Genomic DNA, 18,326 nt, shown 5'->3' with positions numbered 1-18,326 from the left:
GGTGTGTTATTCTATGGATATGAAAATAGTAATTGCTCCAATAATTGGTGCTGGAATAGGATATTCTACTAATTGGATTGCAATTAAAATGTTATTTAGACCTTACACTGAAAAAAGGATTATGGGTATTAGATTACCGTTTACACCTGGATTAATACCGAAAGAGAGAGAAAGAGTAGCTAAATCTATTGGTGAAGTAATTCAAGACTATTTATTGACAGATAAAATAATAATAAATGAACTACTTGAAGATTCAACAAAGGAGCATATTTTAGAAGTAATAAATGATAATCTATATAATAATGAGGGAAATATTAATCTAGAACAAATACTATTAACTAATGATAATAAACCAGTATTTAGTAAATTGGAGGATATTTTAGTTAGAAGGGTATTTGATCTTTTACAAGAAGAAAGTACAAAGGAAAAATTACAGAAAGCAATAAGTGAGAAAATAAGTATAGGTCTAAAAAAAATTAAAATAACTGATATAATAAGCGAAGAAGAATTAAATCACAAATATCAAGATGTAATAGATAATCAAAAAACCAGGGAAATATTATCTGATTTCTTATCGGGTATAATTCGAGAAGATTCAACTATTAATGATATAATTGATGATGAACTAATTAATAATATAAAAAAATTAGTAAATAATTATATTGATGTTTTTGCAGAAGACACGAAAATCTTCGAAAACGAGAAGTTGAAAGAAAGAGTTGTTGGCTTAATTGATGCAACTATAAAAGAAAAAGTTGGAGCTTTAGGAGCCATGTTTGTTAATGGAGAGAGTATTTATAATACAATAGTTGAAAAATTGAAAGAAAAACTTGGGGAACCAGAAGTAAAAGATGAAATATATTCATTTGTAAACCTAAAAATAGATGAAATAACTAATAAACCTATTGGGGAGATTTTACCTGATGACTCAAGACAAGATTTAATAGCTTGGTTAGCAAATTATATACCAAAAACCCTGTCTAGACTTGATTTTACGAATGTTATTGGAGTCAAAGATGATAATCTATATACTCTAGTTGATAATTTGGTTGGCGATAATTTTGAATCTAAAATCATGGAGTTGGTTAATAATAGTTATGAAGAAATACTTGTAAATAATAAAACAATAGAAGCTATTAAAAGTATAATTGATGCTTTTTTTAATAAAATGATGACAAGCAATATCAACGTCAGTAAAGATGATAAAAAAGAAATAGACACTTTTATTCTTAATAAATATAGCGCATTTGTTAATAATCATATGACTAAGTTGATTAAGGATGTGAAATTAAGTGCAATCATAGAGAGACAACTTAATTTATTTGATATTAAGATGCTTGAAGATATCATATTATCTATTGCTAAAAAAGAGCTGAATGCTATTACTTTATTAGGTGGATTATTGGGATTTATAATTTCTTTTTTGGCGGTTCTATTGTAGTTTTTTTGATGATATCATATTGACTTTTGGGTATATCTAAGATATAATTAATACAAGTGATAATCATTATCACTGAATGGAGTTGATTATATGACATTAGATAAAGCTTCTAATAAACAGATATTCGTTGTAAATGATATTGTACAAGAGCAAAGAATGAAAAAACGTCTTCAAGACATGGGATTAACAAAAGGAACCAGAATAAAAGTTATATCTAATAATACAGGTGGCTCATTTATTCTTAATATCAGAGGTTCAAGAGTTGTAATTGGTAAAACAGTAGCAGAAAAGATAATTGTTATACCAACTGAAAATGAAATTTATGATGTTAAAGCTGTTGGTAATGCCTGTTAAAAATAATTGAATCATGAAGCAAAGCTTACCATATTTATGTTGAAGCTAAAAATAACTTGATAGTCTACAAAGATGCTTTTATAAGTGTCTTTTTGTATGTTTACAGAAAGGGATATGTCAATGAATGGTAATATAAGAGTTGCTTTTGTAGGAAATCCTAATTGTGGAAAAACTACATTATTTAACGCATTTACAGGAGCTAAACACAAAGTTGGAAATTGGCCTGGAGTTACTGTAGAAAAAAAAGAAGGAACAATAACATATGATGATAATAAAATAACACTTGTCGATTTACCTGGAATATATAGCGTTTCCCCTTATTCCATGGAAGAAATCCTTACAAGAGAATATATATTAGAGAATGATCCTGATGTAGTTATTAATATTGTTGATGCATCTAATTTAGAAAGAAATCTATATTTGACCCTTCAATTAATAGAACTTGGTAAGCCGGTTATCATTGCACTTAATATGATGGATGTTGCTAAGAACAGGGGATTTATAATTGATATTTCTAAACTAGCTAAACAATTGAATGTACCAGTTGTGGAAGTTGTAGCTACTAAAAAGGTAGGTTTGGATGATTTATTACAGCAGGTTATACATGTAACTAATAATAAAAAAGATTATGTACCAATTAAATTGAATTATGGTAATCAAATTGAACAACAAATAGATAAGTTACAAAATGAACTTCAAGTACAAGATGCTGATAATAATACGTTAAGGTGGTATGCCCTAAAAGTCATTGAGAATGATAGCGAAATATGTAGTAAGTTAAATATAAAAAGTGAAAATGATTATGAAGAAGAGATTGCAAAAAGGAAATATGATTATATTACGAATTTCATTAATAATATTTTAACTAATACTTATGAAGAAGATGAAACATACTCAGATAAAGTTGATAAAATCGTTACTAATAAATGGGCAGGGCTTCCTATATTTGTTTCTATGATGTTGCTTGTTTTTGCTTTTACATTCAAAGTGGGAAATTTTTTAGCTAGTTTACTTAATGTAGGTTTTCAAGTTCTTAGTAATGGTATTGCTGATTTATTGACATCCATTGGTGCAGCTGAGTGGTTAATATCACTAATAGTTGATGGTATTATAGGAGGAGTAGGGGGAATACTGATTTTCCTTCCTAATATTGCATGTTTGTTTTTAGCGATATCCATATTAGAAGATAGTGGGTATATGTCAAGAGTTGCGCTTATAATGGATAAATTCATGAGAAAATTAGGACTTAGCGGAAAAGCATTTATACCAATGATTCTTGGGTTTGGATGTTCAGTTCCTGCGATAATGACAGCCAGAACTCTTGAAGATGAAAGAGATAGATTAACTACAATACTAATAACACCATTTATGTCTTGTAGTGCTAAGTTACCTATTTATATATTATTTTCAAATATATTTTTCCCGGGAAATGAAATATTAATTGCATTTTCATTATATTTTCTTGGTGTTATAGTAGCTGTCTTGATTGCTATAATATTTAAGAAAACTCTTTCAAAAGGAGAAACTGCTCCATTAATATTAGAGTTACCAGCATATAAAAAACCTTCACCTGGTACTATTCTTATATTCGTATGGGAAAAGGTAAAAGGATATATTGTTAAGGCCGGTACAATAATTTTTGTTGCTTCTATAGTAATATGGGTTTTATTAGAATTTAATTTGTCAGGTAAAACAGATATTACAACAAGTATGGGAGCGTCAATTGGACAAGTTATAGCTCCAGTATTTAAACCTTTAGGATTTGGTAATTGGCAAGCTGCTTTATCATTAATTGCTGGTATAATGGGGAAAGAAATTGTTGTAAGTACAATGACTGTTATTTATGGTATAGGAGACATGGTTTCAGATGGTAATATGTTAGAGTTGTCAACTAAGTTGATATCTGCAGGTTTTACTAAGCTTAGTGCATATTCCTTTATGGTTTTCTCACTATTATATACACCATGTATTGCTACACTAGGGGTAATTAAAAAAGAAACAAATAGTTGGAAATGGACAATATTTTCATTTGTATATCAATTAGTTGTAGCATGGATAGTAGCGATGATTGTATATCAAATAGGAAGTTTGTTTATTTAACTTATTGAACTGGGTTGTCTCATAATGTATTTTTATGACTATATTTTAGGATATTGACATAAAAAGATTATGAGACAGCCTAATTTGCTATATATACTATAAAATTGTACCAAAAAGAAAAAACACATAAATAAGAGGATTTTAATAAAAAATGCAGTATATAATAATTATAATAGTTTTTTTAATAATTAATATTAATGTACGTTATACTAAAGAAAGAGGTGTTTTATATAGATTGTTTAAGAGTTGAACAAGAAAAATTGGAAGATACTATTTTAGATAAATATGCAATGAAAAGTAGAAATTCGCGAGGAAGAGAAGAAAAAGAAGAACCATGTGATATACGAACGGAATTTCAAAGAGATAGAGATAGAATTATACATTCAAAAGCATTTAGAAGATTAAAACATAAGACTCAAGTTTTTATATCTCCTGAAGGAGATCATTATAGAACGAGATTAACGCATACGTTGGAAGTAGCACAGATCTCAAGAACTATAGCAAGAGCACTTAGACTTAATGAAGATTTAACTGAGGCAATAGCATTGGGGCATGACCTGGGTCATACGCCTTTTGGACATGCTGGAGAATTTGCACTTAACAAAGTCTGTATATATGGTTTCAAACATAATGAACAGAGTATCAGGGTTGTTGAGAAATTAGAACGAAAAGGTAAAGGGCTGAATCTGACATGGGAAGTAAGGGATGGAATAGTTAATCATCCAACATCAGGTAAGCCAAGTACGCTAGAAGGTAAAGTAGTGAGATTAGCGGATAAAATAGCCTATATAAATCATGATATCGATGATGCAATAAGAGCCAGGATTCTATGTGAAGAGGATCTGCCATTAGAATATACGGATATTTTAGGAGCGACATCTAGAGCAAGAATCAACAATATGATACATGATATTGTAAAGAACAGTATACATAAAAATGACATTATCATGAGTGAAGATATGGAAAAATCAATGAACAGTTTACGAAAATTCATGTTTGAAAATGTATATGTAGGATCAAAAGCAAAAGAACATGAACTAAAAGCTCATAATATGTTAAAACAGTTATATGAATATTTTATAATCAACAAGGAATTGTTACCTATGGAGTACCAAGATATGATTGATAAAAATGGTGAACATATAGAAAGAGTTGTTTGTGATTATATAGCTGGAATGACGGATAGATATTCTATAAATATCTTTTCAAAATTATTTATACCTGCTTCATGGAAAGAAATGTAGAACACTTATTATAATATAATAAATATTTCATCTTAATTAGATATTAATCATAACCACGAATTGTTTGTGTAGTTTGACAATGATTTTGTAAAAACATATCAATAATTAAACATATTTAACAAAAATTAAAATTATTAAAGGAATCTTAAAAAGTATGTCGAAAAATAATAGGGTGTGCAAAATAACAATATAACAATACAATATTGATAAGATATTACAATTAAGGAAATGGAGTTTAATTCTATATGTATTATCCAGAAGAATTAATTGAAGAAATAAGAATACAAAATGATATTGTAGATGTCATATCATCATATGTACAATTGAATAAAAAGGGAAATACCTATTTTGGATTATGTCCATTCCATAATGAGAAGACTCCCTCGTTTTCAGTGAGTAGTGATAAACAGATGTATTATTGCTTTGGTTGTGGTGCAGGAGGGAATGTATATACATTTGTTATGGAATACGAGAATTTTTCATTTGTGGAAGCTGTTAAATACTTAGCAGATAGAGTCCATATTACTCTTCCAACAGTAGAAGTTTCTGATGAAGTTAGACGACGGATGGATTTTAAACATCAACTAGTAGAAATCAATAAAGTTGCTGCTAGATATTTTTATTATCAGTTGAAATCTGATAAAGGTAAATCTGCTTTAGAATATCTTTATAAAAGAGGTATTAATGAAGAAACACTCAAAAAATTTGGATTAGGTTATTCTAATATATTTAGAAATGATTTATATAGATATCTAAGTAAAAAATATGATGATAAAGTACTATTTGAATCAGGGTTGGTTATTCCAGAGAAAAAATCTCAAGGAGAGTATTTTGACCGTTTTTGGAATCGTGTCATGTTTCCTATATTCGATGTACATAATAGAATTATAGGGTTTGGAGGTCGTGTATTAGGTGATTTCAATCCAAAATATCTTAATTCTCCAGAAACAAAGTTATTTGATAAGAGACGTAATCTATATGGTCTTAATTTAGCTCGTTCATCCAGAAAAGAAAACATTATTATAGTTGAAGGTTATATGGATGTTATTTCATTATATCAAGCGGGTATAACTAATGTAGTTGCTTCATTAGGGACAGCGTTTACTATTGAACAAGCTGCATTGATTAAGAGATATACAGATAATGTTGTAATATCATATGATAGTGATACAGCTGGATTAAAAGCTGCTCTTAGAGCTATTCCAATACTAAAGTCAAAGGGATTGTCAGTAAGGGTACTGAGAGTCAAAGACTATAAAGACCCTGATGAATTCATTAAAAACAAAGGAAGTGAAGCATTTATAGAGCTAATCGATAATGCTACATCAGGTTTCATGTTTGAAATTGAAGAAATGGGAAATAATTACAATTTAGAAGATCCTGATAACCGAACGAAATTTCATAAACAGGTTGCCTTGAAACTTCTAGAATTAAAAAGTGATATAGAAAGAGATAATTACCTAGAAGCAATAGCCAAAAAATATAACACCAAAAAACAATTATTAGAAAAATTAGTTATAGAAACTGGTAAGAATACGGGGATTGTATCTTCTAGACAAGAAATAAAAAAAATAAATAGACAACAAAACAAGAATTCGGAAGATGGTATAATATTGGCACAAAAGAGTATATTAACATTAGTTGCTAATAATTATGATATTTATAAGATAGTTAAAAAATATTTAAAAGTAACAGAATTTCTTAACGAATTTTATGAAAAGGTTGCCAAGGAAGTTTACGAAGCCTATGAAAATAGCAAAAAAATAGAATGTGCAGTTATAATAAATAAGTTTATGGAATTAGAGGAACAAAAAAAACTAGCTGGAATTTTTAATAAGAGTATATTATTTGAAAATAAACTCCAGTTAGAAAAAATAATAAATGAAAATGTCAAACTAATAAAAGCTGCAAATATTGATGCTAATTCTCGTGTTATTAGTAACACAAATGAATTACAAAAACTTATTTTAGCAAAAAGAGAATTACAAGGATTGCATATTTCTCTTAAGGATGGTTAGACTAGTAAACACAAGGAAAGGATGGATCCTGCGTTATGGCGAATGAAGGAAATTTAAGTAAGTTTGAGGAAAAAATGAAAGCCTTAATTGATTTGGCCAAAAAAAAGAAGAATGTTCTTGAATATAAAGAGATAGAAGCTCATTTTGGAGAATTAGTGAATGATGCTGATAAAATTGAGATAGTATATGATATTTTAGAAAAAGCGGGTATCGATGTATTAGGATTAATTGAAGAAGATCAAGAACCAGTTAAAGAATTGGATTTATCTTTACCAGAAGGACTTAATATTGATGACCCTGTAAGAATGTATCTAAAAGAAATTGGTAAAGTACCATTATTATCAGCAGAAGAAGAAGTAGACTTGGCCATGAAGATGGAAGCTGGTGACCAAGAAGCTAAGAAAAAATTAGCTGAGGCAAATTTAAGGTTGGTTGTAAGTATTGCTAAACGTTATGTTGGTCGTGGTATGTTATTCCTTGATCTTATTCAAGAAGGTAATCTTGGACTTATTAAAGCTGTTGAGAAATTTGATTATAGAAAAGGTTATAAATTCAGTACTTATGCAACTTGGTGGATTAGACAAGCTATAACAAGAGCTATAGCTGATCAAGCTAGAACAATAAGGATTCCTGTGCATATGGTTGAGACTATTAATAAGTTGATAAGAGTTTCAAGACAATTGTTACAGGAATTAGGGAGAGAACCTGCTCCTGAGGAAATTGCTGAAGAATTAGATATGCCTGTAGATAAGGTAAGGGAGATACTAAAAATATCCCAAGAACCGGTATCTCTAGAAACACCTATTGGAGAAGAAGAAGATAGCCATCTTGGTGACTTCATCCAAGATGAAAATGTTCCTATACCAGCCGATGCTGCTGCATTTACGCTATTAAAGGAGCAGTTGGTAGATGTGCTTGATACACTAACGGATAGAGAACAGAGAGTACTTAGACTTAGATTTGGACTTGATGATGGAAGAGCAAGAACTCTTGAAGAAGTTGGGAAAGTATTCAACGTTACTAGAGAAAGAATAAGGCAGATTGAAGCAAAAGCATTAAGGAAATTAAGACACCCAAGTAGAAGCAGAAAATTAAAAGATTATCTAGAGTAATTTCATTCACCACATAATGTACAGAACTAATGTACTTTAAGTGGTGATTTTTAATAATATCTGTAAGGAGGCAATATGGAAATATCGAAGAGATTAAAAGCTATTAGTGATATGGTGGATAATGATTCAGTGATAGGGGATGTAGGCACAGACCATGGATATATACCAATTTATTTAGCAAAACTACATAGAATTAAATATGCCATAGCTTTGGATATAAATAAAGGACCACTGGAAAAAGCTAAAAAGAACATTGAAAATTATGATGTAGGAGATTATGTAGAGACTAGATTATCTGATGGCTTAAGAGAAATGAAGGAAAATGAAGTTGATACTATTATAATTGCTGGAATGGGTGGTACACTAATTGAAAGAATTTTAGATGATGGTTCTAATATCGTAGGTAGTGTTCATAAATTAATATTGTCACCACATTCAGATGTAGAGGTTGTTAGAAAAAAAATACATGAATTAAATTTCTCGATAATAGGGGAAAAATTAATTAAAGAAGAAGGAAAATATTATAATATAATATCTGCAGTAAAAGGAAAAGAAAAAAAATATGATACTATGGGCTATAAATATGGTAAAATATTAATAGAAGAGAAAGCACCATTACTGAAATTAAAACTGCAGGTAGAGAAAAATAAATATACACAAGTATTAGAAATTCTTAATAAGCAAAATACAGAAAATGCATTAAATAGAAAACAAGAGATAATAAGAGAAATAAACATTTTAGAAGAGGTGTTGGAATGTCTGTAAAATGTGAAGAAATAATTAACAAATTAGAAGAATTAGCTCCACCCAAATTAGCTGAGAGCTGGGATAATGTAGGCCTTTTAGTTGGTGATAGTAATCAGGCAATAGATAAAGTATTGATATCTTTAGATGCAACAAAAGATGTTGTTGATGAAGCAATCAATAATAAAGTAGATATGATAATAACTCATCATCCAATTATTTTTAAAGGTGTAAAACATGTAAATACTTCTACCGTTATTGGTAGAAAGCTTATTAAGTTGATCAAGAATGATATTTGCGTGTATTCTGCTCATACTAATCTTGATTCTGCTAGTGAGGGATTATCCGTTTTATTAGCTGACAAACTACAACTGAATGATAGCGATATACTAGAATCTAACAATAACTTTGATGTTCTTGATCTATGTGGTACAGGGAGAATCGGTTATCTAGAGGAAATGACATTAGAAGAATTAAGCTATTATGTGAAAGAAATGCTTAATATAAAGAGTGTGAGAGTTATAGGTAGCTTGGATAAAAAAATAAAAAAAGTAGCTGTAAGTCCAGGAAGTTCCATGGAATTTGCTGATACTGCATATAAAAATGGTGCGGATGTTTATATCACTGGTGATATCAAATATCATGATGCAGTAGAATACAAAGAAAAAGGGATGGCTTTAATAGATGCAGGGCATTTTGGTACTGAAAATATTGTATTACCTATGTTTACACAGTATATACGACAATGTTTTGGAGATCACCTAGAAATCATTACTAGTAAAATAAATAAAGATCCTTTTATTATTAAATAAGAACTTATATGAGGCAATAAATTAAATTTACGAATGGGGGTACTAACTTGAGAAACTTAGTAGAAATAATATTACCAGATGATAGAAAAAGACATGTAGAAAAAGGTGTTTCTTTACTAGAGATTAGCAAAAAATATCAAAAAGACTTCAAAGCACCTATTGTACTAGCATTGATAAATAATAAATTAAAGGAATTACGTAGTCATGTAAATGAAGATTGTTCTTTAGAATTTTTAGATTTAACAAGTAGAGATGGTTACAGGACATATCTTAGAAGCGTATCATTTTTAATGATAAAATCAATTTATGATATATTAGGAAGAGGTCCTTCTACAAAAGTAATAATACATCATTCCCTAAGTCGAGGATTCTATTGTGAATTAAAAGGTTATGAAGTAACAGAAGAATTTTTGATTGAAGTTAAGAATAGAATGGATGAATTGGTTAAAAAAGATGTTCCGTTCTTGAAAAGAACAGTGAGTCTTAATAAGGCAATAAAAATATTTGATGAAAATTTTATGGATGATAAAGTAAGATTATTCAACTATAGACGAGTATCAAATGTTAATTTATATAAAATAGAGGATTTTGAAGATTATTTTTACGGATATATGGTTCCTAGTACAGGTTACCTTAACAATTATGATTTGCTAAAATATGAGGATGGTTTTATACTACAATTCCAAAGTAGAAATAAGCCTACTGATATTGCACCATTCAATAATCAACAAAAATTGTTTAAGACATTAAAAGAGTCCTCTGACTGGGGAGAAATAATGGATGTAGAAACAGTAGGAGCGCTTAATAATAAAATATCAGAAGGTAAGATTAACGAACTTATTTTAATAGCAGAAGCATTACAAGAGAAAAAGATAGCAGCTATTGCTGATACTATTATGAAAGATATAGAGAAAAAGAAAATAATATTCATTGCGGGACCATCATCATCAGGTAAAACAACATTTGCTCATAGATTATCTATTCAATTAAAAGCAAATGGATTAAAGCCTCATCCTATATCAGTAGATAATTATTTTGTGAACAGAGAGGATACACCTAGAGATAAAAATGGTAATTATGATTTTGAATGTTTAGAAGCATTAGACGTAAAACAGTTTAATACAGATATGATGAAGTTATTAAATGGTGAACCTGTTGAAATGCCAGAATTTAATTTTAGAGTTGGAAAAAGAGAGTATAATGGTAGAGTTCTACAGTTGGAGAAGAATGATTTATTGGTAGTTGAAGGTATTCATTGCCTCAACGATAAATTATCAGTAGGAATTCCAAAAGATAATATGTTCAAAATCTATATTAGTGCTCTTACTCAACTGAATGTTGATAATCACAACAGAATACCGACCACTGATGCAAGATTACTTAGAAGGATTATTAGAGATAATACTTATAGAGGTGCTAACGCTGAAAAAACCATAGCAATGTGGCCATCAGTTAGGAAAGGCGAAGAATTATATATCTTCCCTTATCAAGAGAAAGCTGATGTCATGTTTAACTCAGCATTAGTTTATGAGCTTGCGGTGCTGAAACAGTATGCAGAGCCATTATTGTTTAGTATATCAAAAGATAAACCAGAATATATAGAAGCAAAAAGACTAATCAAGTTCTTAGATTATTTCTTAGGTGTAAGTAGTGAAAAGATTCCTAGAAATTCCTTGATCAGAGAATTTGTAGGTGGAAGTTGTTTTAGATAGAACTAAGGGGATTGTCTCTTTTACTGGTAAGTAATAGAGACAATCCCCCTAAATATATTTATTTAGGAATGGATGTTGGAATGGTAATAATTATTTCGGTCCCAATTCCTAGCTTACTTCTTACTTTGATTTTACCCTTGTGTCCTAAAATAATAATTTTTGCAATAGATAGTCCTAGACCATGTCCACCTGTTTGTCTGGTTCTTGATTTATCAGAACGATAAAAACGGTTAAATATATTACCCAAATCATCTCGATTTATTCCTATACCTGTATCTTTTATGCTAATACCTATATCTGAATCAGTTTTATAAGATTTTAAAATTATTTTTCCTGATGGTGGAGTATATTTGATGGCATTGTCAACAAATATTCTGATGGCTTGTTTCAATCTATTTCTATCACCACAAATTAATACGTTTGGTGCTATCATATGTTCAATTATATGTTTTTTGTCAATTATTCCTGTTTCTCTTATGACTTCATTCAACAACTCGTCAATATAGAAATTTTCTTTGTTATATATTAATGTTTGATTATCATGTCTAGCAAGAAACAGTAAATTTTCAACTAAATCTTTCATGTTTTCTGCTTCGTTTTTAATAGCTTCAATGGATTCATTAAGAACTTCTTCATCTTTTTTACCCCATCTTTGTAACATGCTAGCATAACCATCAATAATTGAAATCGGGGTTCTTAGTTCATGAGATACATCGGAAACAAATCTTTTTTGTTTAGTATAATCTGTTTTGAGGCTATCAAGCATTTTGTTTAATGTATAGGCTAAATCTTTTAATTCGTATTTGGCTTCACCAATATTCAATCGGGCGTCCATGTTATATATAGTGATATCCTTTGCCATTGTTGTCATGGTATATATTGGTTTTAAGACCTTTTTACTTTTTAGGGAACCAAATAACCAAATTATGAATAAGCCAAATAGCTGACCTGAGCTTACAAGAAGGGCTAGAATGTTTACTTTCTTAGAAAATGAATATATATTAAAATAATAAAATATTTTATGAAATTTACCATTGATAGAGATTATATCTTTATACGGTAGTTTTTCATTTTGTTTTATGAATTCAAAGAAATTTAATTTTGTTTCAGGATAAGGTATATCAAATATATTATCATCGCTTGCATAGACTATAGTGTCATTAAGTCCTGTAACAATAATATCTGAATCCCTATAGACGGCAATAGTCTTTATAGTATCTTTTATTTCCAGATCAGTAGTACATTCTCTTAATAATCCTTCATCAATAGATATTTTCTTAGGTATAAAGATTTTATATTCTAAATATAAATATCCACTAATAACGATTAATAATGTGAAAATGCAACTAATTAAATATAACATTATATAATTAAAAGTAATTTTTCTTTTAATAGAGAATTTAACTTTTCTTATATTATTATTAAATATATAATTAATAAATTTCAGTATAGTATAAGGTAGAATTAAAATATTAATCACAATTTTTTTCAATAAAACTAGAAATTTATTCATCATCTTTTATTAAATATCCTACCCCTCTTACCGTATGAATCATGTCCATACTATATTTTTGGTCGATTTTACCTCTAAGATATCGTATATATACGTCAATTATATTTGTATCACCATAGTATTCAAAACCCCAGACTTTTTCTAGAATATTTTCTCTGCTAAGAACTATATTTCTGTTTTCCAATAAATAAACAAGTAATTCAAATTCTTTCTTAGTCAGAATAACTTCATCATCATTGACTTTAACCTGACGTTGTTGTTTATTAAGGGTTAAAGTCTTAAATACCAATAAGGAATCATCTGACATTTTTTTGATTGTTTTCCTTTTTAGAGCAACACGCATTCTAGCTAAAAGCTCTTCAATGGCAAAAGGTTTTGTTATATAATCATCTGCACCCATATCAAGTCCCATTACTTTATCTGATACATCATCTTTTGCTGTAAGCATAATGATTGGTACATTAGAGGTTTGTCTTATTCTTCTGCAAACTTCTATTCCGCTCAATATTGGTAACATTAAATCAAGTATAATTAAATCTACGTCTGATTTCAAACCTTTTTCAAGACCTTCTCTACCATTACATGCTATATCAACCTCATAACCTTCGTATTTCAATTCAAGCTCTAAAAATCTAGCTATCTTAGCTTCATCTTCTACTATTAAAATCTTATTAGTCATTTATACCACCTCTTAATTTTCTATATTGACTTCATTATAATCATCATCTTCAGTTACTTCTAATGTTGAAATTATATCATCAGTTTTTTTAGGAGTATTAGTTGGTTTGATTACGTTATCAGCTTGTGAATATTCATTTTTCTTTTGTATCACAACTTTACAATCTGTTAAAATAATAATTAATAATAAAAATAGAAGGTCAATAAAAGTTAGATAAATATATCTCATGCGTAAAAAGAATAAAAGAAATATTATTAATAAAATAGGTAAATTAATTAATGTTTCATTTCTTCTAGTGATAATTAATTTATATTTAAATATATCAACGAGAATATCTTTTATCTTACTAGACGCTCTACGCCAAACAGAATTCTTTTTTTTATTTAAATACTTCAATGCTTTGTTTAAATCACCCTTAGATTTTATAAGAGCTTTTTCAGCATCAGCATAGCTTATATTCAACTGTCTTAGAATATATTCAATATCATTATCTTTAATAACCATGCTATACCTCCTTTGTTATATTATTAGGAAAGTTCTACTGTTAAGCATATGGAATAGAATCGATTTCCTTAGAACTACATGACATTTCATTTTAATAATATTATAAAAAATTATTATTATTATTAGTTTAATATGTAATTAAAATTTAATTAATTTTAATTGGAATTAAAATGATATACATATTATAAATCAATTAAAGAGAAAATGAAACCCGTTTAACGTTTATTTTTCTATAAAATCCCTGTAAACTAATTATTAACAACATATTACAAAAGAATTAACCATTTATGGTATAGTGCATATTTATAAAAAATGGCATTTGACAAATAAAATATATAAGGATATAATAATTTACTGAGTGAGTAAGCTAAATGGTCGCGCATACTAATGCCGAAAGGCTGTATGTGAGGAAAGTCCGAGCTCCATAGGGTAGGATGCCAGATAACGTCTGGTGGAGGCGACTCCAAGGATAGTGCAACAGAAATAAACCGCCAAGTTTTACTTGGTAAGGATGGAAAGGTAAGGTAAGAGCTTACCGCCCTTTTGGCAACAAAAGGGGCATATGTAAACCCCATCTGGAGCAAAACCGCATAGAAGAGCATATAGTGGTAACCCGTCACGCTCTTGGGTAGGTTGCTAGAGCTTACTGGTGACAGTAAGTCGAGATAGATGACCATTCATGACAGAACTCGGCTCATCGGCTTGCTCATACAATTATTAAGGCTTATTGATTTAATCAAGTAAGTCTTTTATAATGAATTTTAATAAGCAATAATGAATTAATAAGGTGTATTTAGTGTTGTCAAGCTTTATTTTCATAAGGATTTTAATCCTTATCTAGGAGGGAAGTATATGAACAAAAGGATTTTTGTAGTAAGTTTGATTATTTTTATTGTAGGCATTAGTGTGTCTTGTAAAAATAACAAAGAAGAAGTTAAAAATTATGACGATGAGTATAAGTTTCTAGTTGAAGAATTTAGTAAGGGTGAGTTATCTTATAAAGAATGTAATGAGTTCTACCAAGATATTGGTGATAACAAGTTGACAGCTTCTATTACCCAGCTCTCAAGCAAAATGGAGAGTATTAATGATTCTAAGAATAACTATGCTCTAGGTGAAGAAAAATTTCAACTAAAACAATGGTTGGATAGTTACAAATTCTTAAGTAGTGTAATTAACGAAGATGAAGAAAATTATAATAAGGCAGTAGAAAAAAAGAAAGAAATTCTCAGTGCATATATGGATGAAGCAGAAAAATTAGCATTAGGGTATTTTTATGATGAAGCCATTGCTAAACTTGAAGAAATTAATTCTTACACTAATGATTCTACTATAGTTAAAGAGAAATTAGCTGAATATAATACAAAAAAAGCGGAACTTGTACTGTATGAAGGAGAAATAAGGAATATATTTTTCCACTCACTAATTGTATATACTGAATTAGCATTTGATGGAGATTTTATGCAAAAAGGTTATAATTATTGGATGACTACAGTTTCAGAATATAAAAAGATGTTGGAACAAATGTATGAAAGAGACTACATTTTGATTGATATTAACATGTTATATGAAACAGAATACGTTAATGATAAACCTGTTATGAAGAAAAAGGATTTATACTTACCAAAAGGTAAAAAACCTATTATTTTATCATTAGACGATTTGAATTATTATAAATATATGGAAAAAGACGGATTTGCTGATAGACTAGTCCTAGATAAAAATGGTAATGTTGCAACTTTGACTAAAAGACCAGATGGTGGAGAATTGATAGCTAGGGATAACGATTGTGTTCCTATAACAGATGTTTTTGTTGAAGAACATCCTGATTTTTCTTACAGAGGTGCAAAAGGAGTTATAGCATTTACTGGATATGAAGGTATAATGGGTTACAGGATTGATTTATTCGATTCACCAACTTTTGAAAAAGATTTTAAAACTACTAAAGCTATTGCAGATAAATTAAAAGAAACTGGTTGGAGATTAGGTTCACATAGTTATGGACATATTAATTTTCAAGATAAAGGTATCACTAGAGTTAAAAAAGATACAAAACAATGGAATGATGAAGTTATACCAATTATAGGTAAGACTAATCTATTTATTTATCCATATGGAGCATCTGTCAAAAAAGATGATGAACGTTTTAAAGAACTACAAAAATATGGGTTTGAGGTATTTTGGTGTGTAGGTGGAAGAGGAGCTACTCTTAGATACAACGATGATTACATATTTATGGATAGATGTAATCTAGATGGTTATAAGATGCATTATGGACCGAAACAATTAGAAGATTTATTTGATATAGATTATGTATATGATAAAAACAGACCTAAATTTGAATAAGATATATTATTAAGATAAACCTTGAGTTATTGACTCAGGGTTTTTATTTTGCCCCTTTTTAACAATACAGTCAGCTGTAAGATACCTAATTTTTTATGATATGTTTAATTTTTGGAATATTTATTATGGTTTTCCAAATAATAGATATATAAAATGGTAAGGATGAAAATCATGAATAAATATATAAGAAAATTAATAGATAAAAGTGCAAAAAATATCAGTAAGGATAAAGCTAAAAATATTAACAACACTAACAGGAAAATTTCGACTGATCTACAAAGTAATTTAAAGTATATTAAAAATCAATTTGGAAACAGTCATGATATTATTTATCGTGAAATCAATGTAGGTAGTAAAATATGTATTCCAGCTGTAGTTATATCAATTAATGGGTTAGTCAATCAAAGTCTTTTAGATTACGACTTGCTTAAAAGAGTAATGCACATAGATATAAAATTAAAAGATAACTTTTTGGAATATATAAAAAAGAGCATTATCACTATGGTAGATATTAAGACAATAGACTGTATGAATACTGCTTTTGATGCTATTCTATCAGGCGAATCAGTTATGTTGATTGAAGGATATAATACTGGATTTAGACTGGATACTAGAGATTGGAAAGATAGAGGAGTCAGTCAACCTATAATTGGTTCTGTTGTTAGGGGACCACGAGAAGGATTTTCGGAGACTTTATTGACAAATACAGCACTCATAAGAAGAAGGATCAAAACACCATTATTAATATTTGATAAAGTCAATTGTGGACAATATACTAAGACTGACATAGTTATAGCCTATATTAAAGGTATTGCAGATGATAAAATAGTTGATCAGGTAAAAAAGAGAATTAATGAAATAGATATTGATGGAATATTAGATTCGGGTTATATAGAACAATTAATTGAAGATGAACCTTTTAGTTTATTCCCAACCATTGGTAATACTGAAAAACCAGATCAGGCTGCGGGTAAATTATTAGAAGGGAGGATAGTGATATTGGTTGATGGTTCTCCTATCGCATTAACAATACCATTTATGTTTATTGAAAATATACAGACGAGTGAAGATTACTATACAAGACCTTGGTATGCAACATTTACTAGAATAATAAGAGTACTTTCCATTATTATTGTAATATTTTTACCTGGTTTTTATATATCAGCTCAGACCTATAATCAGGAAATGCTTCCTACGCATCTTTTTATTACAATGGCAGCATCTAAAGAAGGAGTTCCTTTTCCCGCATTTATAGAAATATTGCTTATGTCAATATTGTTTGAGGTATTGAAGGAAGCAGGAGTACGAATGCCAAAGCATATAGGGCAAGCTTTGAGCATAGTTGGTGCACTTGTTTTAGGTGAAGCAGCAGTAGGAGCAGGGTTCGTGAGCAATCCTGCAGTTATGATTACAGCACTAACAGGTATTGCTACATTTGTTATATATTCCCTTAATGATTCAATTACGATACTTAGGTTTGCTTTTATGATTCTAGGTGCGGCAGGAGGTTTATTTGGGATGTTGATAGGTACCATTTTCTTATTATTGCATCTGGTTAGTATAAGATCCTTTGGTGCTCCATATATGTCTCCTATGGGACCTAGAAATAACAAAGACATGAAAGATACTTTAATCCGTGTACCATTATGGATGATGAACTCAAGACCTCAAGCAATCACTAAGAATACCAACAAATCATCAAGCGATAGATTTATAAATAAAAGTAAGTAAATAATATTATTAAGGG

14 protein-coding genes and 1 other RNA gene are annotated in these 18,326 nt (G+C 29.2%); 12 read left to right on the top strand and 3 right to left on the bottom strand.

Annotated features, from left to right (window positions below):
- The first annotated feature begins 13 nt into the window (after positions 1-13).
- The 9 genes from ACX6CF_RS03830 to ACX6CF_RS03790 all read left to right on the top strand — a co-directional run bounded on the left by ACX6CF_RS03830 (position 14) and on the right by ACX6CF_RS03790 (position 11,537).
- Positions 14-1,441: a DUF445 family protein gene (locus ACX6CF_RS03830; RefSeq protein ID WP_458783978.1), complete on the top strand. Its 1,428-nt coding sequence runs from the start codon at positions 14-16 to the stop codon at positions 1,439-1,441.
- Between the two features lie 90 nt (positions 1,442-1,531).
- On the top strand, positions 1,532-1,795 hold the full coding sequence (locus tag ACX6CF_RS03825; protein WP_458783977.1) for a FeoA family protein: 264 nt from the start codon (positions 1,532-1,534) through the stop codon (positions 1,793-1,795).
- 120 nt (positions 1,796-1,915) lie between these two features.
- Positions 1,916-3,895, top strand: a complete 1,980-nt coding sequence (gene feoB, locus ACX6CF_RS03820; RefSeq protein ID WP_458783976.1) for a ferrous iron transport protein B — start codon at positions 1,916-1,918, stop codon at positions 3,893-3,895.
- A 197-nt stretch (positions 3,896-4,092) separates the two neighbouring features.
- A complete protein-coding gene (locus ACX6CF_RS03815) occupies positions 4,093-5,139 on the top strand; it encodes a deoxyguanosinetriphosphate triphosphohydrolase (RefSeq protein ID WP_458783975.1) in 1,047 nt (348 codons plus the stop codon).
- Positions 5,140-5,384: 245 nt separating this feature from the next.
- On the top strand, positions 5,385-7,157 hold the full coding sequence (dnaG, locus tag ACX6CF_RS03810) for a DNA primase (RefSeq protein ID WP_458783974.1): 1,773 nt from the start codon (positions 5,385-5,387) through the stop codon (positions 7,155-7,157).
- A gap of 35 nt (positions 7,158-7,192) precedes the next feature.
- Positions 7,193-8,269 (top strand): RNA polymerase sigma factor RpoD, encoded by a 1,077-nt coding sequence (gene rpoD, locus ACX6CF_RS03805; protein WP_458783973.1) that lies wholly within the window; start codon positions 7,193-7,195, stop codon positions 8,267-8,269.
- A 75-nt stretch (positions 8,270-8,344) separates the two neighbouring features.
- Positions 8,345-9,034 carry a tRNA (adenine(22)-N(1))-methyltransferase gene (locus ACX6CF_RS03800; RefSeq protein WP_458783972.1) on the top strand — a complete coding sequence of 230 codons (690 nt, stop codon included), beginning with the start codon at positions 8,345-8,347 and terminating at the stop codon, positions 9,032-9,034.
- Positions 9,025-9,825, top strand: a complete 801-nt coding sequence (locus tag ACX6CF_RS03795) for a Nif3-like dinuclear metal center hexameric protein (RefSeq protein ID WP_458783971.1) — start codon at positions 9,025-9,027, stop codon at positions 9,823-9,825. Before ACX6CF_RS03800 ends, ACX6CF_RS03795 begins: the two co-directional genes overlap by 10 nt.
- A 47-nt stretch (positions 9,826-9,872) precedes the next feature.
- Positions 9,873-11,537: a uridine kinase family protein gene (locus ACX6CF_RS03790; protein WP_458783970.1), complete on the top strand. Its 1,665-nt coding sequence runs from the start codon at positions 9,873-9,875 to the stop codon at positions 11,535-11,537.
- Between the two features lie 58 nt (positions 11,538-11,595).
- Here the strand turns inward: ACX6CF_RS03790 and ACX6CF_RS03785 are convergent, their stop codons facing one another.
- Genes ACX6CF_RS03785 through ACX6CF_RS03775 form a run of 3 tightly spaced genes read right to left on the bottom strand, consistent with a single transcriptional unit; the run spans position 11,596 to position 14,233 of the window.
- Positions 11,596-13,053 carry a sensor histidine kinase gene (locus ACX6CF_RS03785; protein WP_458783969.1) on the bottom strand — a complete coding sequence of 486 codons (1,458 nt, stop codon included), beginning with the start codon at positions 13,051-13,053 and terminating at the stop codon, positions 11,596-11,598.
- The gene (locus ACX6CF_RS03780; RefSeq protein ID WP_458783968.1) at positions 13,043-13,729 is read right to left on the bottom strand and encodes a response regulator transcription factor; all 687 of its coding nucleotides are present in this window, start codon (positions 13,727-13,729) and stop codon (positions 13,043-13,045) included. Before ACX6CF_RS03780 ends, ACX6CF_RS03785 begins: the two co-directional genes overlap by 11 nt.
- Before the next feature lie 12 nt (positions 13,730-13,741).
- Positions 13,742-14,233, bottom strand: a complete 492-nt coding sequence (locus ACX6CF_RS03775; RefSeq protein WP_458783967.1) for a huntingtin-interacting protein K — start codon at positions 14,231-14,233, stop codon at positions 13,742-13,744.
- Between the two features lie 359 nt (positions 14,234-14,592).
- Here ACX6CF_RS03775 and rnpB point away from each other — a divergent pair.
- The 3 genes from rnpB to ACX6CF_RS03760 all read left to right on the top strand — a co-directional run bounded on the left by rnpB (position 14,593) and on the right by ACX6CF_RS03760 (position 18,310).
- Positions 14,593-14,946: RNase P RNA component class A (gene rnpB, locus ACX6CF_RS03770), an RNA gene on the top strand.
- Positions 14,947-15,085: 139 nt separating this feature from the next.
- Entirely contained in the window at positions 15,086-16,579 is a 1,494-nt protein-coding gene (locus ACX6CF_RS03765) for a polysaccharide deacetylase family protein (protein ID WP_458783966.1), read from the top strand.
- A 171-nt stretch (positions 16,580-16,750) separates the two neighbouring features.
- On the top strand, positions 16,751-18,310 hold the full coding sequence (locus ACX6CF_RS03760; RefSeq protein WP_458783965.1) for a spore germination protein: 1,560 nt from the start codon (positions 16,751-16,753) through the stop codon (positions 18,308-18,310).
- Positions 18,311-18,326 lie beyond the last annotated feature (16 nt).

This window comes from Vallitalea sediminicola, from assembly GCF_054408565.1.
This window is presented reverse-complemented; position numbering and strand designations above follow the sequence as displayed.